20 protein-coding genes are annotated in these 16616 nt (G+C 58.6%); 7 read left to right on the forward strand and 13 right to left on the reverse strand.

All coding sequences use genetic code 11. The features are described 5' to 3' along the window. Positions 1-25 precede the first annotated feature (25 nt). On the reverse strand, positions 26-208 hold the full coding sequence (locus KBW81_RS14665) for a zinc-finger domain-containing protein (RefSeq protein ID WP_090186315.1): 183 nt from the start codon (positions 206-208) through the stop codon (positions 26-28). A gap of 108 nt (positions 209-316) precedes the next feature. On the opposite strand from KBW81_RS14665, the gene KBW81_RS14670 reads away from it, so the two are divergent. Then, the gene (locus KBW81_RS14670; protein WP_254247678.1) at positions 317-1249 is read left to right on the forward strand and encodes an ABC transporter ATP-binding protein; all 933 of its coding nucleotides are present in this window, start codon (positions 317-319) and stop codon (positions 1247-1249) included. A 63-nt stretch (positions 1250-1312) separates the two neighbouring features. Here the strand turns inward: KBW81_RS14670 and KBW81_RS14675 are convergent, their stop codons facing one another. Then, positions 1313-1675: an HIT domain-containing protein gene (locus KBW81_RS14675; RefSeq protein WP_090186309.1), complete on the reverse strand. Its 363-nt coding sequence runs from the start codon at positions 1673-1675 to the stop codon at positions 1313-1315. An 8-nt stretch (positions 1676-1683) separates the two neighbouring features. Further along, entirely contained in the window at positions 1684-3261 is a 1578-nt protein-coding gene (locus tag KBW81_RS14680; protein ID WP_254247679.1) for a DUF5928 domain-containing protein, read from the reverse strand. Between the two features lie 154 nt (positions 3262-3415). Between KBW81_RS14680 and KBW81_RS14685 the strand changes: the two genes are divergently transcribed. Both KBW81_RS14685 and KBW81_RS14690 read left to right on the forward strand, forming a co-directional pair. After that, a complete protein-coding gene (locus tag KBW81_RS14685) occupies positions 3416-4234 on the forward strand; it encodes a sulfotransferase family protein (protein WP_254247680.1) in 819 nt (272 codons plus the stop codon). Positions 4235-4562: 328 nt separating this feature from the next. Then, the gene (locus KBW81_RS14690; protein ID WP_254247681.1) at positions 4563-5276 is read left to right on the forward strand and encodes a hypothetical protein; all 714 of its coding nucleotides are present in this window, start codon (positions 4563-4565) and stop codon (positions 5274-5276) included. Here the strand turns inward: KBW81_RS14690 and nth are convergent. Beyond that, on the reverse strand, positions 5255-5899 hold the full coding sequence (gene nth / locus KBW81_RS14695) for an endonuclease III (RefSeq protein ID WP_254247682.1): 645 nt from the start codon (positions 5897-5899) through the stop codon (positions 5255-5257). The two genes, KBW81_RS14690 and nth, sit on opposite strands and share 22 nt — an antisense overlap. Positions 5900-5979: 80 nt before the next feature. Between nth and KBW81_RS14700 the strand changes: the two genes are divergently transcribed. The 3 genes from KBW81_RS14700 (at position 5980) to KBW81_RS14710 (ending at position 8463) form a co-directional block, all read left to right on the forward strand. Then, on the forward strand, positions 5980-6834 hold the full coding sequence (locus KBW81_RS14700) for a methylated-DNA--[protein]-cysteine S-methyltransferase (protein WP_254247683.1): 855 nt from the start codon (positions 5980-5982) through the stop codon (positions 6832-6834). Positions 6835-6927: 93 nt separating this feature from the next. Next, the gene (locus KBW81_RS14705) at positions 6928-7584 is read left to right on the forward strand and encodes an OmpA family protein (protein ID WP_372803695.1); all 657 of its coding nucleotides are present in this window, start codon (positions 6928-6930) and stop codon (positions 7582-7584) included. Between the two features lie 111 nt (positions 7585-7695). Further along, entirely contained in the window at positions 7696-8463 is a 768-nt protein-coding gene (locus KBW81_RS14710; protein ID WP_090186292.1) for a FadR/GntR family transcriptional regulator, read from the forward strand. A gap of 63 nt (positions 8464-8526) precedes the next feature. Here KBW81_RS14710 and KBW81_RS14715 read toward each other — a convergent pair whose 3' ends face one another. The 5 genes from KBW81_RS14715 to KBW81_RS14735 form a co-directional block, all read right to left on the reverse strand. Then, positions 8527-9084, reverse strand: coding sequence for a F0F1 ATP synthase subunit B (locus KBW81_RS14715; RefSeq protein ID WP_254247684.1), 558 nt, complete (start codon positions 9082-9084; stop codon positions 8527-8529). 3 nt (positions 9085-9087) lie between these two features. Further along, positions 9088-9609, reverse strand: coding sequence for a F0F1 ATP synthase subunit B' (locus tag KBW81_RS14720; protein ID WP_254247685.1), 522 nt, complete (start codon positions 9607-9609; stop codon positions 9088-9090). Between the two features lie 85 nt (positions 9610-9694). Beyond that, a complete protein-coding gene (locus KBW81_RS14725) occupies positions 9695-9931 on the reverse strand; it encodes a F0F1 ATP synthase subunit C (RefSeq protein WP_090186282.1) in 237 nt (78 codons plus the stop codon). A gap of 65 nt (positions 9932-9996) precedes the next feature. Then, positions 9997-10758, reverse strand: coding sequence for a F0F1 ATP synthase subunit A (locus KBW81_RS14730; RefSeq protein ID WP_090186631.1), 762 nt, complete (start codon positions 10756-10758; stop codon positions 9997-9999). 73 nt (positions 10759-10831) lie between these two features. Further along, positions 10832-11188, reverse strand: coding sequence for an AtpZ/AtpI family protein (locus KBW81_RS14735; RefSeq protein WP_090186278.1), 357 nt, complete (start codon positions 11186-11188; stop codon positions 10832-10834). A 207-nt stretch (positions 11189-11395) separates the two neighbouring features. On the opposite strand from KBW81_RS14735, the gene KBW81_RS14740 reads away from it, so the two are divergent. Continuing rightward, the gene (locus KBW81_RS14740; protein ID WP_090186276.1) at positions 11396-11773 is read left to right on the forward strand and encodes an ArsR/SmtB family transcription factor; all 378 of its coding nucleotides are present in this window, start codon (positions 11396-11398) and stop codon (positions 11771-11773) included. Between the two features lie 153 nt (positions 11774-11926). Here KBW81_RS14740 and KBW81_RS14745 read toward each other — a convergent pair whose 3' ends face one another. From KBW81_RS14745 to ade, 4 genes are all read right to left on the reverse strand, one after another. Continuing rightward, positions 11927-12832, reverse strand: a complete 906-nt coding sequence (locus KBW81_RS14745) for a DMT family transporter (RefSeq protein ID WP_254247686.1) — start codon at positions 12830-12832, stop codon at positions 11927-11929. A gap of 66 nt (positions 12833-12898) precedes the next feature. Continuing rightward, positions 12899-13189: an HU family DNA-binding protein gene (locus KBW81_RS14750; protein WP_090186270.1), complete on the reverse strand. Its 291-nt coding sequence runs from the start codon at positions 13187-13189 to the stop codon at positions 12899-12901. Positions 13190-13324: 135 nt separating this feature from the next. After that, positions 13325-14800, reverse strand: coding sequence for an AMP nucleosidase (locus tag KBW81_RS14755; RefSeq protein ID WP_254247687.1), 1476 nt, complete (start codon positions 14798-14800; stop codon positions 13325-13327). Then, positions 14797-16596, reverse strand: coding sequence for an adenine deaminase (ade, locus tag KBW81_RS14760; protein WP_254247688.1), 1800 nt, complete (start codon positions 16594-16596; stop codon positions 14797-14799). The genes KBW81_RS14755 and ade overlap by 4 nt, the downstream gene beginning before the upstream one ends. Between the last annotated feature and the right edge of the window lie 20 nt (positions 16597-16616).

The raw sequence follows: 16616 nt of genomic DNA on the forward strand, positions 1-16616 counted from the left end.
TTAAAAGGTGATCGCCCGGGCGGTCTTAATGGTCGTCCGCGCCGTCACCCTCAAGCACATATTTCGCGTCGCAATAGCCGCATTCGACAAAGCCTGTCTCTTCGGGAATCGCCAGCCAAACGCGGGGATGGCCAAGGCCACCGTCGCCGCCGTCGCAAGCGACCTTGCGGGTGTGAACGATCTTGGTTTCGGGGGCGGGACGTGTCATTGGCATGCCTGTCTGTTGTCGCGGGCCAAACCCGCCATAGATCAGACATGACACTAGCCCAGCACCGCCGCCGGTGCCAGCCCCCGCACGACTGCAAAAGGCAACACCATGACCGACAACGCTATCGAAATCTCTGGCCTGACGAAAACCTACGCCGCCACGGGCCGTTCCCCGGCAAAAGAGGCGCTGAAAGGCATCGACCTGAACATCCCGCGCGGGTCGATCTTTGGCCTGCTTGGGCCGAATGGCGCTGGCAAATCGACCCTGATCAACGTGCTGGCCGGGCTGGTGGTGAAAACGTCCGGCAAGGTGAACATCTGGGGGTTTGATCAGGACGAAAACCCGCGCCAATCCCGCGCCGCCATCGGCATCATGCCGCAAGAGCCCAATCTTGACCCTTTCTTTACGCCGCGTGGATCGCTTGATGTGCAGGCTGGCCTTTACGGCGTGCCCAAAGCGCAGCGCAAAACGGACGCTTTGCTGGAACTGATCGGCCTGTCTGACAAGGCTGACGCCTATGCGCGGTCACTGTCCGGCGGGATGCGCCGCCGCCTTCTGCTGGGCAAGGCGCTGGTCCACAGCCCACAAATCCTTGTGCTGGATGAACCCACCGCTGGCGTCGATATCGAACTGCGCAACATGCTGTGGCAGAACGTGCGACAGCTGAACGACGAGGGGATGACGATCATCCTGACGACGCACTATCTGGAAGAAGCCGAACAGATGTGCGACGAAATCGCGATCATTAACCACGGTGAAATGATCGTCCGCGACACCACAGCAAACCTGCTGGGCACGCTGGATCAAAAGACATTGGTCATCACACCGGACGCCGATCACCCGAACCTGCCCCCCCTGCCCGGCGGCATCACAGGACAGCGGCGCGACAACGGCACACTGGCGTTCACCTATCAGTCCAGCAAAACCCCTGCGGGCGAAATCCTACAAGCTGTGCGCGACGCTGGAATTACAATCCGCGACGTCACCAGCGAACAGCCTGATCTAGAAGACGTATTCCTGTCCCTCACGTCCGGCCGCTAAAGTAAACGGGACGGCGGGCGGGCGCCTTGCCCGCCCGCCGGCGGGCAACAGCGCCGGACGGCGTTACTCTGGCAACATCCGGCCCAGCCGCTTTCCGCCCAGAATATGCATGTGGAAATGCGGCACGTCCTGCACACCATGCGCGCGGGTGTTCGCGATGGCGCGAAAGCCGTCATCGACACCGCTGATCCGGCAAACCTCTGCCACAGCTTTCATAAACCCCGCCTGCTCTTCCGCGCTCGCCTCGGCGGCGAAGTGGTCAAGGCTCATGTAAGCCCCCTTTGGGATGATCAGCACATGCACCGGGGCTTGCGGCGAGATGTCTTCAAAAGCCAGTGCATGATCGTTTTCAAACACAGTCCGGTTCGGAATTTCACCGCGCAGGATTTTGGCAAAGATGTTTTGGTCGTCATAGTCAAAGGTCATAGCCGTCCTCAATCAACGAATAGGTAAGGTGTTTCCGCCAACGTGCGGGCTGTCTCGTCAGAGACTTGCAGGAATTCCGCAAGCGCCGGCGCGTTTTCTGCCGGAGTCGCGCTTTCGCGGATACGCAGGTGATTAGGGAACTCTGCGTCTTTAATCTGGTCAGACTCAAAGATCACGTCGGCACGGATCGTCGGTAAAAGTTGCGCCAATGCATGCGCCGGCGTCTCTTCCCCAGCGAGCCCAACACGCCGGGCATGGCCGCTTAGAAAGTCGTCCGACAGCCCGCATTGGATTTCAAGCAGCTTGGTCGTGGACCGATCCGAAAAGAAGTCCTGCATCAAGTCAATATTCGCGGTATCAAGACAAATGATCAGGCGGTCGCTGTCGTAGTAATCAAACAGCATCCGCATCAAGGCACGCCGATGCCGCGTCCGCTTGCCAAGGCTACCCTGAATGCCGCCTAGGTCAGGCATGTCAGTGCCTTCCTCGTTGAACAGATAGGCAATCGCCGGGGTTTGCGTGTGCGATTTGATCGCCCCTAGCAAGCGTTTGGCGACATGCCATTTCTTGCAGGCGATGATCAACAGCTCTCGCTCGCGGCCCAGCGTGCTTTCCGATTCCCAGAACCGCGCCGCAAAGCGCCGACCAACCCGGCCCCGCCCGGTCAAAAAGGTGAAAAGGCTGCGGCCTTCGTTCGAAATCTTGAACTCCTGCCGATCCGAAGCGTAAAGAATCCCAAGCCTGGCCTTCAGCTCTTTCGCCTCGGGGCTAATCTTGCGGGCGAACAGAGCGTCTTGGCTGAGTAGCAGATCGAAGTGGTCGTTGTAGAACGTCACGGGCATGCCGTAATCGGTAAACATCAAAAACGTCAGGGTGCGCGTTTCGATTTCCTTGCTTGGAATCAAATGCCGCACCACGGTTTGAAAGAATGTCTCGTCCGGAATCCAAGTCGTGCGGAAAAACCGCATGACGTCGTGCCGGTTCTTGGTGAAATCAAGAAGCGCCTCGATCGTGCGCCGCCGAAGACACCACCACTGCGAACCAATCATAACCTGCACATCCGCAGGCACCGGACGGGTCCAGCCCAGCTTGCGCTGCGCCCAAAAGCTCCAGTAAAATCGCCGCTTTTGCGTGCGCTCATTGAACCAATGGCGATAAATCAAACGCTCTTCTTTAAAGCCCGTTTTGATCCATTCGCTGTCGTAAAAGTCAAAGCTTTCGACATAGTCTTTGTCATGGCGATCCAGAAAATCATGCGCATAACTGGCCGACTTGATCGCCATGCAGTCGCCAGAGACCATGTAAAAATGAGTTGCGCGGGGAAACGCCTCGGCCGCGGCCTCGACCGCGTAAAGCGTTGCTTGCACAAGGCTCCACTCACCCCAGCCGCATTTGATCCGGCGGCGTGCAAATGCAACATTTGGATTGTCATGCAGCGCAGCCTGAATAAGGGCATAAGCCTCTTTCGGGGCGCGGGCATCAAAGTGAATCGCGATGCAGTCACCAGCCGCCGTCAGTTGCCGGGCCTGCTGGATGATCGCATCAGGGTCTTTGTGGCAGAGAAGAATAAAAGCGATTTTTGCCATGAAAAGGCCGTTATGCTCCAGTTTACCGACGTCCATAGCCGTCATAGCGTGAACGGCCCCTGAACATACAGGGTTTCTTTGCATTTCCCAGTCCACTAAGACAGGACCGGAAGCGACTTTCGGCAGTTCAGTCCGAATAGGAAGGGTAGACACGATGGGTTTTCCAGGCACCTGGATGACGGAAAGCGAAAGCATGGTTTACCGCGTGGTGCCAAAGTGCGCCTGCTCGACCATCGGTCAGATCATGTACTACTCGGACCACGGCACGTTCTTTGATGGCGACATCCACGACGCTCAGGCTGGCATGCACAAGTGGGCGATGGATGACAGCCAGCCGCTGATTAATGCCAACGTGAAAGCGCATAAAAGCTATGCCTTCACCTGCGTGCGCAACCCCTACACCCGCATCCTGTCGTCCTTCTTTGACAAGATCTGCGGCATCCAGCGCAATGGCCGCCGCTATCGCGGGAACCTTGTCCCGCTGCTGATCCAAAAATACGGCATTGAAGTCGGCGATCCCGAAACCGGGTTTGAATTCGATCAGATCCAATCATTCCGCCGCTTCCTGCTTTTCGCCCGCGACACCATTCGCTGGCGCCGCCCGATGGAGCCTGACATCCACTGGTCAGCAATGTCAGGTCACATCTCGACGTTCATCGTGAACGGCGGCACCTATGACAAAATTTTCTGGACCGAAGCCTTCAACGACGGGATGCAGGACGTGCTGTCGGCCGTCGAAACACCGCATAAAGTCGATCTTGCGACGATTCCGCGCTTCAACGAAAGCGAAGGCCACGGCCCAAAGCGGCTGCACAAAGTGTCAGACTATTTCGACGACCTGTCGATGCATCTGGTCTATGAAATCTATAAGAAAGATTTCCAGCTTTTCCGTTATGATTTCGAAAACCCAGACAACAAGATGCCAACGGGTGAAATCGACCTTGCAGAGGTCCATGCCAAGCTTGGCGAGTAGTTAAGGACGCACCGCAGCAGGGGGGCTAGCCCCCCGCCGCCTTCGTCGTCACCCCCCAACATATTTTTATTCGGGTGAAATTAATCCCCTATTAAGCTCAATGGCCTTGGATAGGCGAGCGGTACAGGCAGACATGCCGATGACCGCTGACGGTGAAAGCCGCCATTCCAGGGTGCGCACCAAGTGACAAAGTCTGGAATGGCGCACCCACTTAGGTTTTCACCCGAACAAAAATATGTCCGCCGGAGGCTTCTTCAGTTCGATTTCTGATCGACATCTGCAGCGGCACCGCTACCTCCTATCATGCACAAATTAGGACGGTTGGGACATGGCTGCAGTACTTATTCTGGGTTCAGGCCCATCCGTCATGGATTGCGAGCATTGGGAAAGAGGACCATTCGACCGCATTGTCGCGATCAACAATGCTTGGCGTGTGCGGCCTGATTGGGATGATCTTATCCACCCAAGCGATTTTCCGGTGGAGCGCAGACCTTCGTCTTTATCGGCATCCCAACACATCGTTACTGCAAACGCATATGTCCCAACCCAAAATGACTTTGGCGGGTTTGTGTATGCAGGGGGGACGATGGCATTCACAGCGGGGTACTGGGCGCTGTCCGCGTTAAAGCCATCGGTGATGGCCTTCTTGGGTTGCGATATGGTTTACCCTGCTACTGGCCCCACCCATTTTTATGGCACCGGCGCGCCCGACCCCTTGCGGCAGGACGTCACCCTGCGATCGCTTCCGGCAAAGTCGGCGAGGCTTCAGATCATGGCGGCGCGAGCGGGATGTGCGTGCATTAATTTATCGACGGCGGACAGCCAATTGGTGTTCCCCCGCGGGAATCCGAGTGGCCTTCCCGCCGCAGCGCTTCCCTATGACCAAGCAATCGCCGCACGTGCGGATGCGGAGGAAGCGCGGCTGAACTATTACGTCCCCAGCGGCAAATACTGGAAAGAAGAAGATCGCTTTGATCCAGCCGCAATTGATGCGCTGGATGCAATGTGGCTTTCAGCCGTTCAGAACTCTTTGGCGTCGTAGGCGCAAAGATCGCGGATCAGGCAGGCCCCGCATTTTGGCTTGCGCGCGACGCAAGTGTAGCGTCCGTGTAGGATCAACCAGTGATGCGCATGGCGCTGGAAATCTGCGGGAACGTGGTCCTCGATCTTGCGCTCAACAGCGTCGACATCTTTGCCCGGCGCGATGCCGGTGCGGTTACCGATACGAAAGATATGGGTGTCCACAGCCTGCGCCGGGTGGCCCCACCACATATTCAGCACCACATTAGCCGTTTTGCGACCAACACCTGGCAAAGACACCAAGGCCGCGCGGGAATTGGGGACCTCTCCACCATAGTCGTCGACTAGGATCTGGCTTAGCTTGATGACGTTCTTCGCCTTCTGCCGGAACAGGCCGATGGTCTTGATATGCTCTGTCACGCCGTCAATCCCCAACGCCAGCATCTTCTGCGGCGTATCGGCGATAGCGAACAGATCGCGCGTCGCTTTGTTGACGCCCTTGTCGGTGGCCTGCGCCGACAGGGCCACAGCGACAACAAGGGTATAAGCGTTTACATGATCAAGCTCGCCTTTCGGCTCGGCCTCGGCCGCTTCAAACCGGGTAAAGATTTCGCGGATCGTCTGATAGTCGAGTTGTTGTGTCATACGCGCTTTGTGCCCTGCCCCGGCACCTAAGCGCAAGTTCCGGGTCGCCTGCTGCAGCGGTAATCCTTAAGGTTAAGATCATGGAACATGCACCTTATCATTACGATGTCATGGCGCGGGCGATCGCACTGATTGATGACCGCGCGGGCGCGCCACTGTCCCTGACAGAACTTGCCGAGTCCCTTGGCATGAGCACCAGCCACGTCCAGCGCGTATTCACCACTTGGGTTGGGGTGTCGCCCAAAAGGTATCAGCAGTTCCTAGCCTTGGATCACGCAAGAGAGTTGCTGCGCAATAATTTCACCACATTAGACACCGCGGCAAAGGTCGGCTTGTCCGGCAGCAGTCGCCTGCATGACCTGTTCATCCGGTGGGAGGCAATGACGCCCGGGGAATTTGCCCGCAAAGGTGACGGGCTGACAGTGTTTTGGGGATGGTTCGACAGCCCCTTTGGCCCGGTTCTGTCGATGGCGACACACAAGGGGCTTTGCGGTTTGGCTTTTGCGGCAGAGTCCGGTCCACAGGCAGCGATGGCTGACCTTACCGCGCGGTGGCCCGCCGCGACTTATATCGAGGCACCGGACAGTATTGTGGAATGGACGCAGGCCGCATTGACCGGTGTGGGCGAGGCGCGGCTTTTGATGATCGGCACTCCGCTTCAAATCCAAGTCTGGGAAGCGCTGCTGCGCATTCCGTCCGGGCATGTGACGACCTATAGCGAGATCGCGAAATGCATCGGCCGGGACAAGGCCGTGCGCGCCATCGGCACGGCTGTCGGGCGTAACCCTGTCAGCTTGCTGATTCCTTGCCACCGCGCCCTACGCAAATCGGGGGCGCTGGGTGGGTATCATTGGGGTCTGCCAGTGAAACGAACCCTTCTGGCGTGGGAGTCGGCACGTGAAACACAATCGTTAGATCAGCGGAACCTTGCCTGATAGTTGCGCGTTATTGGATAGCGTGGATGATTGCGGCATATAAGCCCCATCACCATACCCGGATGACCGGGGGCATTAATGAAAGAGATTCGCATGATCACCATGACCCGTTTGAACCTGACACTCGCAACCGCCGCACTGGCCCTGACGACAGCTTGCGCTGGCACCGGCGGTCCAAATGACAACGTTATGACCGGCCAGGGTGCTGCCATCGGTGCGGGCCTGGGTGCCTTGGTTGGCGCTGCTACTGGCGACGACAAGAGTGAGCGTATCCGCAACGGCCTGATCGGTGCATCCTTGGGTGCCGCTGCCGGCGCAACTGTCGGCAACCAGATGGACAAGCAAGAGCAGGAACTGCGCAACCAGTTGGGCGGCAACGTCGGCATCGTGAATAACGGCCAGAACCTGACCGTGACCCTGCCACAGGATATCCTGTTCGCCACGAACTCCACCTCTGTTTCCGGTGCGGCGCAAGGCAACTTGGCGACACTGGCCAATTCGCTGCGCCAGTACCCGAACTCCACCGTCAACGTGATTGGTCACACCGACGATGTGGGCGATGCAGCGTTCAACTTTGATCTGTCCCAGCGCCGCGCGCAGGCCGTGTCCGCTGTTCTGGCCAACTACGGTGTGTCCAACGCACGTATCCGGTCCATCGGCCGCGGTGAAGACCAGCCCGTCGCGACGAACCTGACCGCCGAAGGCCGCGCGCAGAACCGCCGCGTCGATATCGTAATCACGCCGAACTAAACCACGCTTTTGCCGTGACGACACATCGGGCTGCCCTTCGGGGTGGCCCTTTTTGTATGTGACATCGCGAAATTGGTTATATATCCTGACCACCTTAGGTCAGGGAATGTTATGCCGTTCGAGCGTGTTACTCAGGAGAAGCTATCTATCGGCATCGCCCGCCAGATCGAGGATCTGATCCTGCGCGGCATTCTGCGCCCCGGTCAGCGCCTGCCGTCAGAGCGCGAGCTAAGCGAGCGGATGGAGGTCTCGCGCCCGTCCCTGCGCGAGGCGCTGGCTGACCTGCAGCATCGTGGCTTGCTCACGGCTCGGGCTGGGGCGGGTGTCTACGTTGCTGACGTGCTGGGCAGCGCCTTTGCCCCTGCGCTGATTGATCTGTTCGCCGATCACCCGGTCGCGTTGTTCGACACCATCAGTTTTCGCCGCGACATGGAGGGGCTGGCCGCCGTCCGCGCGACCAAGCATGGCACCGATACGGATCTTGCCGTGATCGATACTATTTTCAAGAAAATGGAAGCCGCCCATCGCAAGGCTGACCCCACAGACGAGGCGCAGCTGGACGCCGATTTCCACCTCGCCATCATCGAGGCGAGCCACAACATCATCCTGCTGCATATGATGCGATCGATGTATGATCTGCTGCGGCAAGGCGTGTTTTATAACCGGGCTGTTATGTTCCAGCAGCGTTTGACGCGCGGCGATCTGGTTGGGCAGCACCGTGCCATCAACGTCGCGATCCAAAACCGCGATGCGGCAGGCGCACAGGCTGCGATCAATGCGCATTTGGACTACGTGCAGCACGCGCTAGAGGATCAGCAAACAGCCATTCAGAACGAAGGCTTCGCCCGCAAGCGTCTAGATATCGAACGCCAACGCTAAAAACGAAAAAAGCCCCGGCGCTATTCGCGGCCGGGGCTTGTTCCTAAGATGGTTAGACGCAGCTTAGTGCATCTTTGCCTTCACCGTGGCGATCGACTCGTCGATCAGCGCGTTGGCGCGGGCAGCGTCCATGTTGCTGGCAATCACGTCCTTCGCGGCAGCGACAGCGACAGTCACAGCACGGTTCTGCACGTCCTTGACGGCGGCAGCGCGGGCGCTTTCCAGCTGCTCCTCAGCGCTTGCCAGACGGCGGGCGATGGATGCAGCGATGTCGTCCTTAGACTCTTGCGCAGAACGCTCTGCTTCGGTGCGGGCGTTGGCGACGATGCGGTCAGCCTGCTCTTGCACTTCTTTTTGCTTACGCTCGTACGAAGCAAGCAGCGTCTGTGCTTCTTCACGCAGAGCGCGGGCTTCGTCCAGGTCAGACCGGATACCATCAGCGCGCGCATCGAGCATCGCACCAATTTTTGCCGGAATTTTCATGTACATCAGGATCGCGATGAACAGGATGAACGCCAGCAAAACGATGAAGTTCGTGTTGCGCAGCGAAAAGAAGGGACCCGTCGCAGCCATGGCGGGGGACGCCAGAACCGTGAACAATGGGATCATCAGATAACGCATGGTTTACCCTTTCATCCGGTTTGCGACAGCCGCGTCGATTGCGGCCTGATCGGCGTTTGTGCCCATGGCAGCGACGAGCGCTTGCGCGACGTCCTTTGCCACGATGGCGACGTTGTCAGTCGCGCTGGCACGGATTTCGGCGATATTCGCCTCTGCCGCAGCGGTCTGGGTCGCAATCTTTGCATCGGCCTCGGCCAATGCTGCGTCCAGGTCAGCCTGCGCAACTGCGCGGGCTTCGTCACCGATACGGTTTGATTCTGTACGGGCGTCAGCAAGGGCCTTTTCATAGACCGCTTCAGCCTCTGTTGCGCGCAGTTTAAAGTCTTCTGCGGCAGCAAGATCATTTGAAATGGTGCCCGACCGTTCCGCCAACACACCGCTAATGCGCGGAAGGGCGATCCGGGACAGGACCAGATAGATCACGACTAGCGCGATCAGAAGCCAGAAAATCTGGTTCGGAAAAGTCGAGAAATCAAGCTGCGGCATGCCCGCTTCGACTTCTTGTGCGACGTCTGCAGTAGCCATCTGTGTCCCCGGTTACCGTTGGTTTCAACGATCCGACGCGAGGGTTGCCCCGCGCCGGAAAGTCGTAAGGATGTTGTTCAGCGTATTAGGCTGCGAACATCAGCAGCAGAGCGATGAGGAACGAGAAGATCCCCAGTGCTTCTGCGAAGGCCAGGCCGATGAACAGCGTCGCAGTTTGCGAAGCAGCGGCCGAAGGGTTGCGCAGTGCGCCAGCCAGGTAGTTGCCGGCAACGTTGCCAACACCCAAAGCGGCCAGACCAGTACCGATGCCTGCGAGGCCGGCACCGAGGAATTGACCCATGCTTGCGATATCGCCTTCCATAATCTTATCTCCTTACGATGGTGGAATTGCGTTGGTGGTTCGTAGACTTACTTGTGGTCCTTGGCTCAGTGAGCCGGGTGCAGTGCATCCTTGAGGTACACACAAGTCAGAATGGCAAAGACGTAGGCCTGAATACCGGCCACAAGGACCTCGAGGCCATAGATGGCTGTGATCGCGAGGATCGACACAGGGCTGACGATCGCGAGGCCAGCGAATGCGGCGAAAACCTTCATGACGGCGTGACCAGCGGTGATGTTACCGGCCAGACGGACAGAGTGGCTAACAGGGCGCACGAAGTAGGAAATCAGCTCGATCACGGCGATGATGGGGCGCAGGAACAGCGGCGCTTCGGACATCCAGAACAGTTTCAGGAAAGACGGACCGTTCAGGACAAAACCCAGGATGGTCACACCGAAGAACACGCCGAAACCAAGGACCGCCGTCACAGCGATGTGGCTGGTGGTGGCAAAGGACATTGGCAGCAAGCCAAGGAAGTTGGCGAACAGGATGAAGACAAACAGTGTCATGACATAAGGGAAATACTTCAGACCCTCTTTGCCGCAGACATCTTCGACCATCTTGTGTGTGAAGCCGTAGAACAATTCGCCGACCGACTGAACGCGGCTCGGGATCGTGGCGCGGCCACGGGAACCGACGACGAACAGCAGAACAACGCAAAGGACGGCCAGAGCCAACCACAGCGTTACGTTCGTCGGGGTGTACCAATGCACAGCGCCGTCACCAAACAATGGCTTAACGATGAACTGGTCCAGCGGGTGAAACACCAGGCCGCCAGCGTCATGCGCTGCATCGGCACCCTGTGCCACTGCGTCGCCGCCGTGGGCCGCAGTCGCTTCTGCGCCGTGGGTCGCTGCTTCGGTCGTCTCGGTTGCCGTATGACTAGCCACGTGTGTCACCCTCGTTCTTGGCAGTCGGCCCCTCTTGGCCCGCCAGTTGTTTCTTCTGCACTTCGTCGGCAGACCTGATCATGGTTTTGATACCAGCGGCCAGACCCAACAAAACGAACAGCACCAGAAAAAGCGGAAGAGTTCCAAAGAACCGATCCAAACTGTATCCGATGCCAAAACCGATCCCAAGACCGGCGACAAGCTCGATAACCATCCGCCAGGCAAGCTGCCCTTGGTAGTGACCGTCGGTTTGACCATTATCCTGCGCGACTGTGCGCCGTGCCGCCAATTTCGCCTCTAACGCCTGAAGGCGAGTGGCATGGTCGGCTGGGTCCGGGCTGTCTGACACGCGGTAAATGTCCCGTAAATTACTTGGCTTCGTCTAAGCGGCGTGGGGCTGCGAGTCAAGGCAGGGGTATATTGGCCCAAATGCCTGAAAAACATAGCTTATCCTGAACAGAGGTTCGGTAAGTTGGCTGCCAAACACCCCCAATTCCGCATATATCAAATTCAACCAATCGGTTGACGATCACTGCAACGCGCTCCTAATGGCCGCATGACACAAGATCTGGACACAACCTTTGCCGCACTGGCCGACCCAACGCGCCGCGCCATTCTGGCGATGCTGCTAGAGGACGATATGGCCGTCACCGATGTGGCAGAGCCATTTCAGATGTCGCTTGCTGCGATCTCGAAACACTTGGGGGTGCTGTCTGCTGCTGGTCTGATCTCTCAGGAAAAGCGGGGCCGGGTCAAATGGTGCAAGCTGGAACCGGACGCCCTGCGCTCTGCCGCGGTGTGGATGCAGGGGTTTGGCCAAATTGGCGGGATCGACCTTGATGCCTTCGAGGCGTTTTTGGACCAGCAACTGCAAACGGGTCCAGACGTAAAAAAGGCCGTCCGATCAGATGATCAGGACGGCCCATACTCGTAAAAGAAAACGGGTTTACCGAAGACCAAACAGGCTCAGGACGGCCAAGACGACGACGACGAGGCCAATGATGTAGATGATGCTGCGCATGGGGTGTTCCTTATATTATCTGTGAGCAAACACGCATCCGTGAGCAAAGTTCCCTACCGATCTGTATTAGTTTAATCGGTTGTTAGCTGTGTCACTGGTCGCAAGCGCAGTTGGTTGCTTGCTTAGCTGTACCGCCAGAATGCCTGCCGCGATGATGATGACACCCACGACATCAAGCGGGCCGATTTGTTCACCCAGAAACCCGGCAGCAATCACGACCCCAAGGAAGGGGTTCAAGAAGTGGAACGTACTGGCGCGCACGGCACCGATCCGGCCGACCAGCAAAAACCAAACCCATGTCGCCGCAAGCCCCGGGATCAGTGTTGTATAAAAGAACGCAGCGATCAGCGTCCAATTCCAGTCCACGACAAAGGGTTCAAAGATGACAGCGGGGATCGCGGTCAGAACGGCCCCCACCAGCAGTTGCAGCCCGACAATCGCCAGCACATTGCCGCCAGACGACGCGCCCATCACGGCCAAGGTTGCCGCCGTCAGGGAAAAGACGCCCACGATCAGCAGGATCAGCCCCAGCACATCGGTGCCCCCCGACAACCGCGCGCCCATAATCAGGACCACGCCTATAACGCCCGCAGCCAGCCCTGCGATGCCGAGTGGGCGCACGCGCGTGCCAAACAGCAACCATCCTGCGATCGCCACAAGCAGCGGCATGGTCGACGCGATGATCGCCGCCAGTGACGCCTGTACGGTCTGCATCGCGACAAAGTTCAGGCCCAGATACAGCGCATTCTGGCACAGGCCAAAGATCACGACCCCGGTCCACTGCCGCCTTGTCAGGCGAAACGACTGGCCCAGCGCCCAAGCAATCGCGCAGCCCAGCAAACCCGAAATCAGAAACCGTAGCGACAGCGCCGTTAGCGGCGGCGCGTATTGCACGATAATCCGCGCCGAGGTGAAGGCAGAGGACCACATCGCGGCAAAAGCGAAGCCCATGAAAAGAGACTTGAAATCCATATCACCTCAAACGCAAAAAGGGCCGCCCGAGGGCGACCCTTTCGTTAATTCCTGCAAGATGCAAGATCAGCCGTTCACGCTGTCCTTCAGCGCTTTGGCGATCGTCATTTTGACAACCTTGTCGGCGTCTTTCTTCATCTGCTCGCCCGTGGCGGGGTTACGAACCATCCGCTCTGGACGCTCGCGGCAATAAATTTTGCCAACGCCGGGAAGCGTAACGGCACCGCCGCCGGACACTTCTTCAGTGATGATCGCGACGACGGCGTCCAAAGCGGCACCGGCGGACTTTTTGTCCATGTCGGTCTTTTCAGCCAGCGCTGCGACAAGTGCTGCCTTGGTCATCGGTTTCGTTGCCATTGATCGTATCTCCCTTAAATGATCCCCGCCTATGGGGCCGGTTGGTCGCGTTTAAACGTTATGTTGTGGGACACCACAACGGTTTGCTGCCTCGTGCAAGCGCAAATTTACAAAAAAACGCTTATTTCGTGGGGTTCAGAGGAAAGCTGTCTCTTCAAAGCTACGCAATTTGCGACTGTGAATGCGTTCAAGTGGCATTTCGCGCAGTGTTTCCATCGCCCGGATGCCAATCATCAGGTGATTTGCGACCTGACTGCGATAGAAATCCGACGCCATGCCGGGAAGTTTCAGCTCTCCGTGCAGGGGCTTATCGCTGACGCAAAGTAATGTGCCATAGGGCACGCGGAACCGAAACCCATTGGCGGCGATGGTCGCGCTTTCCATATCCAGTCCCACGGCGCGGGACTGCGACAGGCGCTGCACCGGGCCGGAATGGTCGCGCAGTTCCCAGTTGCGGTTGTCGATGGTGGCAACGGTGCCGGTGCGCATGATGCGCTTTAGCTCGTAACCCTCCAGCTGGGTCACAGCCTCGACCGCGTCTTCTAGGGCGATCTGGATTTCCGCCAGCGCCGGGATCGGCACCCAGACCGGCAGGTCATCATCCAGCACGTGATCTTCGCGCAGATAGGCATGGGCCAGCACAAAATCCCCCAGCCGCTGCGAATTGCGCAGACCCGCGCAATGCCCGACCATCAGCCAAGCGTGCGGACGCAGGACGGCGATATGGTCGGTCGCGGTCTTAGCGTTCGACGGGCCGACGCCGATGTTCACCAGCGTGATCCCTGCACCGTGCTTCCGCTTTAAATGATAGGTCGGCATCTGCGGCAGCTTTGCCGGGGCCTGCATCGGCGCATCCGCGTCCGTGATGATCTGATTGCCTGGTCCGACAAAGGCGGTATAGCCGCTGTCCGGGTCTGCCAGCATCAGACGGGCAAAGGCCTCGAACTCCTCAATATAGAACTGGTAGTTGGTAAACAGAACGTGGTTCTGAAAATGCTCGGCGTTGGTGGCGGTGTAGTGCGACAGGCGCGCCAGCGAATAATCGACGCGCTGCGCGGTAAAGGGCGCCAAAGGCGCGGCACCGTCGGGATAAAGGAACCCATTCCCATTCACGATGTCATCATGGGTCGTGGACAGGTCCGGCACGTCAAAGATGTCGCGCAGATGGAAATCTGCGGCACCCTCTTGCGGCACCGTGACGCTCGCGTCGTTCGCAACAGCAAAATGCACGGGCATTGGCGTCGTAGACACACCAATCGTGACGGGCACGCGGTGGTTTTGCATCAGCAGGCCGATCTGCTGTTCCAGATAATGCCGGAACAAATCAGGCCGCGTCACAGTCGTCGAATAGGTGCCAGGTTGCGGCACATGGCCAAAGGACAGGCGGCTGTCTGTCGGGGCAAAGCTGGTCGTGGTTAGGCGAATTTCGGGATAGTAGGCGCGATAACTGACGTCGGATTGACCGCTGCGGAGCACCTCTTGGAAATGCCGAGACAGGAAACCGGTGGCGGCCTCATAAAGCTCGCACAGGCGCACCACAGCAGCGGCGGCATCATCAAAGGTTTCGGGGGCTGCCACATCGGGGCAGCGCAAATGGCGGATTTCGGTCATGGCTGGCCCTCGAATAGCGGTGTCAGTTCAAATTTGGTTACGTCGACGAGCCCTAGATCGCTGATCCGCAATTCCGGAATCACGACCAGCGCTAGCAAGGAGTGTTGCATATAAGCGTTGTTCAGCGAGCAGCCGCAGTCGGCCATCGCGGCGACCATGGCGTCCGCCGCGGCTGCGACCATTGCCGCAGGGCGGTCAGACATCAGGCCAGCGATGGGCAGTTCGACCAGCGCGATTTCGACGCCATCTTTCCACACTGTGATGCCGCCGCCCACTTCGCCAAGCCGGTTTGCAGCCTTTGCCATGCAATCCGCGTCTGTGCCGACCACAATCATGTGGTGACTGTCATGTGCCACGGTCGACGCGATGGCCATGTCCCCGGTATAGCCAAAGCCCGACACAAAACCGTTTGTCACGCCGCCGGTGCCCCGGTGCCGCTCAACCAGCGCGATCTGGCAGACTTCGCCTGTCGCCTGAACGCGGCCTTCGGTGACGGGGAGTTCGAATTTCAGCGACTTGGTTGGTGCCTGATTTTCCACAACGCCGATGACCTTGGCGGTGACGGCATTCGCCCCTTGGGGGGCCGGGATCGCGAAATTCGCGGCACCTAGCACCTTGCCCAGATGCACCGTCTGCCGCGCGGCCCTTGGCCAGTCATAATGCGGACAATCGACTGTAATCTTGCCATCTATGGCCACTGTCCGCCCCCGCGCGATCACATGTTCGATCGGCAGTGTGACCAAGTCGGATGTCAGGATCATGTCAGCCCGCCGCCCCGGCGCGATAGAGCCAAGTTCGCGTTCCAGCCCGAAATGCGTCGCGGTATTGATCGTTGCCATTTGCAGCGCGATGACCGGATCGCAGCCGCAGGCAATGGCGTGGCGCACAACGCGGTTCATGTGGCCGTCATTCACCAGCGTCCCCGCCATGCAATCGTCGGTGCACAGGATGAAGTTTCGCGGATCAAGGCCGCGTTCTGTCACTGCCGTGATCTGGCTTTCGACATCATACCAAGCCGACCCCAGCCGCATCATGCTGCGCATGCCTTGCCGGACGCGGGCGATGGCGTCGGATTCAGCGGTGCCTTCGTGGTCATCGGCGGCGCCGCCAGCGGCATAGGCATGGAACGGGAAACCCTTGTCGGGGCTCGCGTAGTGGCCGCCGACAGTCTTGCCCGCGTTCATCGTCGCCGCCATTTCCGCCAACATTTGCGGATCGCCATTGATGACACCGGGAAAGTTCATCATTTCGCCCAAGCCAACGATACCCGGCCAAGACATCGCCTGAGCGACGTCTTCTGCCGTGATCTCATACCCTGTGGTTTCCAAGCCGGGGGCAGAGGGCGCGCAGGACGGCATCTGGGTAAAGATGTTCACGGGCTGCATCAACGCCTCGTCATGCATCATCCGCACACCGTTCAGCCCCAACACATTCGCAATCTCGTGCGGGTCGGTGAACATAGTTGTCGTGCCATGCGGGATTACGGCGGCAGCAAATTCGGCAGGCGTCAGCATGCCGCTTTCGATATGCATATGCCCATCGCACAGACCGGGGATCAGATAACGCCCAGCGCCGTCAATCACTTCGGTCGCGCCGCCAATGCAATGGCTGGCGTCAGGACCAACATAGGCAAAGCGGCCATCAGCAACGGCGACCTGCCAACCCTCAAGAACCTCTCGGGACTGGACGTTGACCAGACGGACGTTGCGAACGACCAGATCGGCTGCGTCGCGACCGGCGGCGACGGCAACAAGGCGGGGGGCAGTTTCAGCCCAAGTGGGAATATGATGTGACATGGCGAAACGTGACACCAAAG

Origin of the sequence: Loktanella salsilacus, assembly GCF_024206795.1 — a bacterium.
In the GTDB taxonomy this organism is placed as follows: domain Bacteria; phylum Pseudomonadota; class Alphaproteobacteria; order Rhodobacterales; family Rhodobacteraceae; genus Loktanella; species Loktanella salsilacus.